Origin of the sequence: Acidithiobacillus marinus (assembly GCF_002847505.1) — a bacterium.
Classification (GTDB): Bacteria; Pseudomonadota; Gammaproteobacteria; order Acidithiobacillales; family Acidithiobacillaceae; genus Acidithiobacillus; species Acidithiobacillus marinus.
On record NZ_MXAV01000025.1, the window covers coordinates 35,848 to 44,073 of the forward strand.

Consider the following 8,226-nt stretch of genomic DNA (forward strand, 5'->3'; position numbering starts at 1 on the left):
GGGGGTGATGCATCTTCCCGCCCAGGTCATCTGCCGTTTTACTCAGAAAACCCGTATGATAACGGCATGACGACTTTCTCATCACTTAAAAATCATCTCCTCATCGCCATGCCGGCTCTGCATGATGGCCTTTTTGATCGTACGGTCATCGTGGTCTGTGAGCATAGCCCTGAAGGGGCCATGGGGGTGGTCATCAACCGTCTTGTCGATATCAACATGGCCGATGCCCTCAAGGCCGTGGATATCCAGCCCTCTGAAGAAATGATCCACCGTCCGGTCTATTGGGGCGGGCCGGTGCAGCCGCAGCACGGCTTTATTTTGCACAGTCCTCGGGGTGAGTGGCTCTCCAGCCTGGAAATCAATGAGGATCTGGCGCTGACCAGTTCCCCGGATATTCTCCAGGCCATTGCCCAGCATGAAGAACCTCAGCGCTATTTGCTGGCGCTGGGCTATGCCGGTTGGGGCGCGCAGCAACTGGAAGAAGAATTGAAAGAAAATTCATGGCTGCACGGTCCTCTGGATATGCAGGTCATCTTCGATTTGCCGGCCAGTGAACGCTGGCAGGCTGCAGCCCGCTCTATGGGGGTGGATATGCGTCTGCTCAGTGGTGCTGCGGGCCATGCCTGAAGTTTCGGGACCGCTGCTCGGTATTGATTTTGGCGAGCGGCGCATTGGTATTGCCGTGCTGGGAGAATCTGGATTACCCCCCCAGGGCGTGATTACCCTGCGCAATGGTGAGGCTGGCCCCGATTGGGAAGGCTTTGCGCGGATTTTCCAGGAGTGGCAACCGCGTGCCGTGGTCCTGGGCTTGCCCCTGAATATGGACGGGAGTGAAGGATTGATGGTGCGGCGAGTGCGCAATTTTGCCGAGCGTCTGCAGCGCCGTTTTCCCCTGCCCATGCACTGGGTAGATGAGCGCCTCAGCAGCCATTCCGCCGAAACCATGCTCAAAGATCAGGCCTTTTCCCCCAAAAAGCGCGCCCAGCTTTTGGATCAGGCCGCTGCCTGCGAAATTCTTCAGACTTTTCAGGATCTCGGGGTCAGCGTATGAACGCAGATTGGGATGTGAGTAGCTTGCTGGAGGGTATGGTCCGGGATTTGCTTCCCCGGGTGGATCCCGAGCAGACGGCCATGATCGGGATTTTTACCGGCGGGGTCTGGGTTGCCCAGGCATTGCACCATGCTTTGGGTCTGCAAACCGCACTGGGGCGCCTGGATATTTCCTTTTACCGGGATGACTTCAGTCAGATAGGGCTACACCCACAGGTCAGAGCCTCGGATATCCCCTTTGATGTGAATGGCCGCTCTATCATTCTGGTGGATGACGTGCTCTACACCGGGCGCACCATCCGCGCGGCCCTTAACGAGATTTTTGATTATGGCCGCCCTGCCAGTGTGATGCTGGCCGTGCTGGTGGATCGTGGAGGCCACGAATTGCCGGTGTCTGCGGACATTGTCGCTCTGCGCCTTAATGGCGCGGCGGGTGGACAAATCAAGTTGCGGGGGCCTGACCCTTTGCGTCTGGAATGGCTGGCGGCTGCGCCGGGGAGTGTGACATGAGCCTTCAGACCTTCCGCCTCGGGGACGGAAATCCCCAATATGATGACCAGGGACGCTTACGCCATCTGCTCAGTACCGAGGGATTGCGTGAGCGGGAGTTGTTGCAGATTCTCGATACTGCCGAATCTTTTTTGAGCATAGCCCAGCGTAGCGTCAAAAAAACCCCCACCCTGCGCGGCAAGACCATCGTCAATCTGTTTTTTGAGAATAGTACCCGAACCCGCAGTACCTTTGAACTCGCCGCCAAGCGGCTGTCCGCAGACGTGCTGAATATTGCCGCCAGTACCAGCAGTGCCAGCAAGGGCGAATCCCTGATTGATACCGTTGATAATCTCATGGCCATGCAGGTGGATGGTTTCGTGATCCGTCATCCAGAGGCGGGAGCGGCTCACCTTATCGCCCGCCATCTGGGCGATTCGGCGCTGGTCATCAATGCTGGTGATGGTCAGCACGCCCACCCGACCCAGGCGCTGCTGGATGTGTTCACTATCCGCCGCCTAGCTGGCCCCATTGAAGATCGGGTGGTGGCAATAGTCGGCGACATCCTGCATTCGCGGGTGGCCCGTTCCCAGATTCATGCCTTGTCCATTCTGGGTTGCCCGGAAATCCGCGTTATTGGTCCCCGGACTTTGGTCCCCAAAGAGCTTGCTGCCCTGGGTGTGCATGTGTATCACGACTTGCAGGCAGGCTTGCGGGGGGTGGATGTCATTTGTGCTCTGCGTCTGCAGAAGGAGCGCATGGAATCCCATCGCCTGCCCAGTCTGGATGAATTTCATCGGCGTTTTGGTCTGACTCCGGAGCGCTTGCAGTGGGCGCAGCCCCACGCCCTGGTGTTGCATCCCGGCCCCATGAATCGTGGCGTCGAAATTGCCTCGGAAGTGGCGGACGGGAATCAGGCGGTAATTTTACAGCAGGTTTCCCATGGGCTGGCGGTGCGCATGGCGGTGTTGACGCTCCTGGCGGGCGCGGCGGGGGGGGAGAAAGCCATGCGTAGAATCATCCGCAATGTGCGCGTGCTGGACCCTGTCGATGGCTTCGATGCCATCACCGATCTTGGGATTGCGGATGGAAAAATCACCACAAGAGGCCCTATTCCCCGGGATTTTCACGCCGAGGAAATTCTCGATGCTACCGGCCTGGTCGCTTGTCCGGGATTTATTGAGAGCAGTTTTCAGGGGCATAGCCCCGGTCATGGGCGGGACGGGGATCTGGCCAGTGAATTGCGGGCGGCAGTAGCCGGTGGCGTTACCCGGGTAGTCCTGCGTCCCGACACCCAGCCGGTCGCAGATACCCCTGCAGTGCTCCAGGAACAGCGGCTCATGGCCGAGTCCCTGGGACTGGCGCGCGTCCACGGGAGTGGCGCCTTGAGTATGGGGCTGCAGGGACAGGCATTGAGTGAAATGGCGGCGCTGCAAGAGGCGGGTGCCCTGGTCTTCAGTCAGGCCAAGGAACCCATCCGCAATGCCGCCTTGCTCCGATTGGCACTGAGCTATGCCGCCGACCTCGGCTGTCCCGTATTGCTGCATTCAGAAGATGCCGATCTGGCTGCCCAGGGGGTCATGAACGAGAGTGGCTTGAGTATGCGTCTGGGGCTTCCGGGGCGCAGTGCGACAGCGGAGCTGGTGGGTATCCAGCGGGATCTGGCGGTGGCGGCGCTGAGTGCTTGCCCGGTATTTTTCCCCCATCTCAGTACGGCTGCGGCCGTTGCGGCAGTTCAGGCCGCCCGGCAACGGGGTGAAGCCGCCCACTGCGGAGTGAGCATTCATCACCTGCTCCTCAGTGAGCAGGATGTGGGCTATTTCAATGTCCATGCCAAGGTGCTGCCGCCCTTGCGTTCTCTCGCCGAACGGGATGCCTTGCGGCGTGCTGTGGCAGCGGGAGAGGTTGCGGCCATCAGCAGTGATCACTGCTCCTGGGGCATCGATCGTGAGGGGATGACTTTTATGCAAGCTCCTTTTGGAATCAGTGCCGTTGAGTGGCTGTTACCGTTGACCTTGCGTCTGGTGGACGATGGTCTGATTACTCTGATGGATGCCCTGAAATTACTGAGTAGCGGTCCCGCCAAAGCCCTGGGGCTGCCGCCTCCCACGCTGCAAGTCGGCAGTGCCGCCGATATCTGCCTGTTTGACCCCGATGCTGGGTTTACCCTGAATCCTGTTTCCGGCGCCAGTCGCGGTCGCAACCTCCCCTACGCCCAGTGGGATTTACGGGGTCGGGTGCGTTATACCCTGGTAGGTGGGAGCGTGGTGTATCGGGGGTGATTTTTGAAAAAGTTGCAGATACCCAAAGGGGAAAACGCTGGTGGCAAGCAATAACGGTAAAGACAAATCCCTCGAATCGTGGATCTGGGACGCAGCCTGTTCCATTCGTGGCGCCAAGGACGCGCCGAAGTACAAAGACTACATCCTTCCCCTGATCTTCACCAAGCGCCTGTGCGACGTCTTCGATGACGAGCTGAACCGCATCGCCGCCGAGGTTGGCTCGCGCCAGAAGGCCTTCCAGCTCGCGAGAGCTGACCACAAGCTCGTCCGTTTCTACCTCCCCCTGGTGCCAGACGATCCCGAGCAGCCGGTCTGGTCCGTCATCCGCAAGCTCTCCGACTGGATCGGTGAAGGCGTCACCAGCCACATGCGCGCCATCGCCCGGGAAAACCCGCTGCTGCAGGGCATCATCGACCGCGTCGATTTCAACGCCACCACCCACGGCCAGCGCGACCTCGATGACGACCGCCTCTCCAACCTCATCGAGGCCATCAGCACCAAGCGCCTCGGGCTCGATGACGTCGAAGCCGACATCATCGGCAAGAGCTACGAATACCTCATCCGCAAGTTCGCCGAAGGTGGCGGCCAGAGCGCCGGCGAGTTCTACACCCCGCCCGAGGTCGGCAGCATCATGTCCCGCGTGCTCCAGCCCGAGCCCGGCATGGAAATCTACGACCCCACCTGCGGCTCCGGCGGCCTCCTCGTGAAATGCGAGATCGCCATGGAAGAACGCACCCAGGGCAAGAAGCGCAGCGTCGCCCCGCTGAAACTCTTCGGCCAGGAATTCACCCCCGAGACCTGGGCCATGGCCAACATGAACATGATCATCCACGACATGGAAGGCCAGATCGAGATCGGCGACACCTTCAAGAACCCCAAATTCCGCAGCAAGCAGGGCAAGCTCCGCACCTTCGACCGCGTCGTCGCCAACCCCATGTGGAACCAGGACTGGTTCACCGAGGCCGACTACGACAACGACGAACTCGACCGCTTCCCCGCCGGAGCCGGTTTTCCCGGCAAGTCCTCCGCCGACTGGGGCTGGGTGCAGCACATCCACGCCAGCCTGAACGCCACCGGCCGCGCCGCCGTCGTCCTCGACACCGGCGCCGCCTCACGCGGCTCGGGCAATGCCGGCACCAACAAGGAAAAGATCGTCCGCCAGTGGTTCGTCGACCACGACCTCATCGAAAGCGTCCTCTACCTGCCCGAAAACCTCTTCTACAACACCACCGCCCCGGGTATCGTGCTGTTCCTCAACAAGGCCAAGGCGAAAGAGCGCCAGGGCAAGGTCTTGCTCGTCAATGCCAGTCAGGTCTTCGAAAAGGGCGACCCCAAGAACTTCATCCCCGAAGCTGGCATACAGCGCATCGCCAACACCCTCATCGGCTGGAAGAAAGAAGAAAAACTCAGCCGCATCGTTGACCACGCCGAGCTGAAGAAGAACGACTACAACATCTCCCCCAGCCGCTATATCCACACCTCGGATGCCGAAACCTACCGGCCCATCGCGGAAATCGTCTCGGAGCTTAAAGTTATCGAGGCCGAGGCGCGCGAGACGGATGCGGCCTTGCTGAACATCCTTAAGCAACTCGGAGTCGGTGCATGAAGAAAAAAGCCACCAACGCTACAATCAATGTCCGGGGCACCGAGGTCTCCGTCATTCGGCGGGAGGATCAGGACTACATCTCCCTCACCGACATGCTCAAGGCCAAGGACGGCGATTTTTTCATCTCCGACTGGCTGCGCAACCGCAACACCGTCGAATTCCTCGGCATCTGGGAGACAGTCCACAACCCCGATTTTAATTCCGGCGAATTCGCCATAATTAAAAGTCAGGCCGGGCTCAGGAGATTCCGGAGATGAGTGAGTGGAATCAAAAACCCCTGGGAAGTCTTTGCGCGATCAAAACGGGCAAGAAAGATGTGAACGAAGGATCGCCAAACGGCGCATATCCATTTTTCACATGCTCCCGGGACGTTCACGCTTCGGATTACTACTCGTTTGATACCGACGCAATCCTTATCGCTGGGAACGGCGCAGTTGGCGAAACAAAACTCTACCGGGGAAAGTTCGAAGCCTATCAGCGCACTTACGTTCTCGATGGGTTCGAAGAAGATTTGGACTTCATCTTCTACGTTCTCAAAGGCTCATTGAGCGAGGCTCTCAGCAAAGTGGTTTCCGGTTCAACCATGCCTTACATCCGAAAGGGTGATCTGGAACGGTTTCCCATCCCGCTCCCCCCTCTCCCCGAACAGAAGAAGATCGCACACATCCTTTCGACGGTGCAGCGGGCGATCGAAGCGCAAGAGCGGATCATTCAGACCACCACCGAGCTGAAAAAGGCCCTCATGCACAAACTCTTCACCGAAGGCCTCCGCAACGAGCCCCAAAAACAAACCGAAATCGGCCCCGTTCCTGAAAGCTGGGAAGTGAAACCACTGATCGATACCGTGGAGTTCATCGACTACGGTGTCTCGCAGGCTATCCCAAAGACACCTACTCCAGAGGGAGTCAAAATCGTCAGCACTGCTGACATCGACAAACAGGGAAATCTGCTCTACCGGAAAATTCGCCGCATTGTGGTTCCTGTGAAAACGGCCAATCGCCTTGTTCTGAAAGATGGCGACGTTCTTTTCAATTGGCGGAACAGTGCCGAATTGATCGGGAAATCGGCAATCTATGAGGAGCAGGACGAGCCACATATCTTTGCGTCGTTCATCTTGAGAATCTGTGCGGGCGAGAAAAAGTCGCACAACTACTTTCTCAAACATCTGATGAATCACTATCGCGAAGAAGGCGTGTTCGTGAAGCTCGCCCGACGTGCCGTGAATCAAGCGAACTACAACAAGAACGAGATATCGGTTCTTAAAATTCCGTCGCCGCCCTACGAGCAGCAGGTCGAAATCGCTAAAACAATCGGTGCCGTTGACGCAAAAATTTGGAGTCATGCCGACAAGAAGCGCAGCCTTGAAGACCTCTTCCGCACCCTCCTTCACGAACTGATGACCGCGAAGACCCGCGTTAACGAAATTCGATTGGGGGCTAACACATGAGTGTTTTTGCCGACAAGCCAGCCCCATTCTTTAACATTGTCACCCACGACTTAGGCCGTTCACCCGGACTCACCGCCGCATCTTCTGGTTACGAAGGCGGAAAATGGCGCCATGAAGCACTGGCATCCTACCTATTTGAGTGGCTACCTGAGTTTGCGCTGCACTACTCAGACCTTGAGAGTATGAATTCAGCGACCGCGATGCGGTTGATCAAGAAGGCTGCCGTCACGGTCTACACCACCGAGAAATATAAGAAGAGGGGGGAGTTTGGAGAACTTCTCCTACATGCCTTAATACGCGAGGTCTTTAATTCACAACCCGCAATCAGCAAACTCTATTTCAAAACATCTACGAATGAAACCGTAAAGGGATTTGATGCTGTACATGTGGTAGAGAATGATGATGGTCTTGAACTATGGCTTGGCGAAGTAAAGTTCTACGAAGATATCCACCAAGCAATTTATGCCGTCATCCCTGAATTACAGTCACATACTGACGGAGACTGGCTGCGGAGGGAATTCATTCTTATCGATTCAAAAATAGATCCTAAGTGGCAACATGCTGACGCACTTAAAAAACTAATCAGCGATCGCACCTCTTTGGATGTCATTTTCAAGCGTACATGCATTCCTGTTCTACTGACATACGATAGCGAGTGCGTAAATCAACACTCAGAGGTTACAGCCCCCTTTGTTGCAGCACTTCAATCAGAGCTAGAGTCAATCTATGCCAGTTTTGCAGATCGGAAATTGCCTGCACTGAGAGTGCACCTTTTTCTGGTGCCTCTCGCATGTAAAAAGACACTACTTGAGGTGTTACAGCAAAAACTGGAGGGCCTTCAAAGGTGACAAGGATGCCTCTCACTCAATTCTCCGACCCGCAGTGGCTCAAGGACAATGCATTTCAGGCACTTGCAGAGATTTCATCTTTGCTTACGCAGAACGAGAATGCAGGTCGTGAGGCATTAATTCGTACTCTTGAGTTTCGTTCTGTTCTTGATGGGTATCAGGCCATTATAACGGCACTAGTGCAAAGAGCGGGACTTTATCCATACACGTCAAACCCGGAAAACCTCTCCACCACAGATTTGCTCAACTTCGAGTTCCACAAAGTTGTTGGCCTCAATGAAATCGTTCTGCATTCCGTACAGGGCCAAGTGTATCGGGCGCTTCTTGATGGAGCCAATGTCATCCTTAGCGCACCAACGAGCTTTGGCAAAAGTTTGCTTATTGATGCAATGGTTGCATCGCGCAGGTACGCACGCATTGTGGTGATTGTTCCAACGATTGCGTTGATTGACGAGACACGCCGTCGGCTCTCTGAGCGCTTTTCGCCGGAGTTCAAAATCATGG

9 protein-coding genes and 1 pseudogene are annotated in these 8,226 nt (G+C 56.6%); all 10 read left to right on the forward strand.

The window, feature by feature from the left end:
• Nucleotides 1–66: 66 nt before the first annotated feature.
• On the forward strand, nucleotides 67–627 hold the full coding sequence (locus tag B1757_RS06345; protein WP_101537519.1) for a YqgE/AlgH family protein: 561 nt from the start codon (nucleotides 67–69) through the stop codon (nucleotides 625–627).
• On the forward strand, nucleotides 620–1,051 hold the full coding sequence (gene ruvX, locus B1757_RS06350) for a Holliday junction resolvase RuvX (RefSeq protein WP_101537520.1): 432 nt from the start codon (nucleotides 620–622) through the stop codon (nucleotides 1,049–1,051). The genes B1757_RS06345 and ruvX overlap by 8 nt, the downstream gene beginning before the upstream one ends.
• Nucleotides 1,048–1,560, forward strand: coding sequence for a bifunctional pyr operon transcriptional regulator/uracil phosphoribosyltransferase PyrR (pyrR, locus tag B1757_RS06355; RefSeq protein ID WP_101537521.1), 513 nt, complete (start codon nucleotides 1,048–1,050; stop codon nucleotides 1,558–1,560). Before ruvX ends, pyrR begins: the two co-directional genes overlap by 4 nt.
• Nucleotides 1,557–2,537 (forward strand): annotated as a pseudogene (locus tag B1757_RS06360) (aspartate carbamoyltransferase catalytic subunit); the annotation flags it as partial. The gene pyrR and the pseudogene B1757_RS06360, both read left to right, overlap by 4 nt.
• Before the next feature lie 9 nt (nucleotides 2,538–2,546).
• Nucleotides 2,547–3,821 (forward strand): dihydroorotase, encoded by a 1,275-nt coding sequence (locus B1757_RS06365; RefSeq protein WP_101537529.1) that lies wholly within the window; start codon nucleotides 2,547–2,549, stop codon nucleotides 3,819–3,821.
• A 40-nt stretch (nucleotides 3,822–3,861) separates the two neighbouring features.
• On the forward strand, nucleotides 3,862–5,427 hold the full coding sequence (locus B1757_RS06370; protein WP_101537522.1) for a type I restriction-modification system subunit M: 1,566 nt from the start codon (nucleotides 3,862–3,864) through the stop codon (nucleotides 5,425–5,427).
• The gene (locus tag B1757_RS06375) at nucleotides 5,424–5,684 is read left to right on the forward strand and encodes a KilA-N domain-containing protein (RefSeq protein WP_101537523.1); all 261 of its coding nucleotides are present in this window, start codon (nucleotides 5,424–5,426) and stop codon (nucleotides 5,682–5,684) included. Before B1757_RS06370 ends, B1757_RS06375 begins: the two co-directional genes overlap by 4 nt.
• On the forward strand, nucleotides 5,681–6,874 hold the full coding sequence (locus B1757_RS06380) for a restriction endonuclease subunit S (RefSeq protein WP_101537524.1): 1,194 nt from the start codon (nucleotides 5,681–5,683) through the stop codon (nucleotides 6,872–6,874). Before B1757_RS06375 ends, B1757_RS06380 begins: the two co-directional genes overlap by 4 nt.
• Nucleotides 6,871–7,722, forward strand: a complete 852-nt coding sequence (locus B1757_RS06385; RefSeq protein ID WP_101537525.1) for a HamA C-terminal domain-containing protein — start codon at nucleotides 6,871–6,873, stop codon at nucleotides 7,720–7,722. Before B1757_RS06380 ends, B1757_RS06385 begins: the two co-directional genes overlap by 4 nt.
• A 5-nt stretch (nucleotides 7,723–7,727) precedes the next feature.
• On the forward strand, nucleotides 7,728–8,226 hold a 499-nt coding region (locus B1757_RS06390), incomplete at its 3' end, for a DEAD/DEAH box helicase (protein WP_143484230.1).